At 56.9% G+C, this 239-nt stretch carries 1 rRNA gene; it reads right to left on the bottom strand.

What is annotated here, in order from left to right:
* Window positions 1-65: ribosomal RNA gene (gene rrf, locus KVT14_RS21170) — 5S ribosomal RNA — on the bottom strand; the annotation flags it as partial.
* Between the last annotated feature and the right edge of the window lie 174 nt (window positions 66-239).

Below are 239 nucleotides of genomic sequence, written 5' to 3'. Positions count from 1 at the left end.
CTGAAGGGCTTAGCTTCCGGGTTCGGAATGGGACCGGGCGTTTCCCCTTCGCTATGACCGCCGTAACTCTGTCGAACTTCTCAAACACGAGACACCCCTGAACTGCAAGGGGTGCGTGTTCGTGGTTCGGGAACCGCACAGTGGACGCGTAGCACAAAGTAAGAGTGGTGAAGTTGTCGGCTTATTAGTACCGGTCAGCTGCGGCAGTCGTTAGTCCTGCCTTCCACATCCGGCCTATC

It is taken from the genome of Cellulomonas sp. GbtcB1 (assembly GCF_019091725.1).
Classification (GTDB): domain Bacteria; phylum Actinomycetota; class Actinomycetes; order Actinomycetales; family Cellulomonadaceae; genus Cellulomonas.
This window is presented reverse-complemented; position numbering and strand designations above follow the sequence as displayed.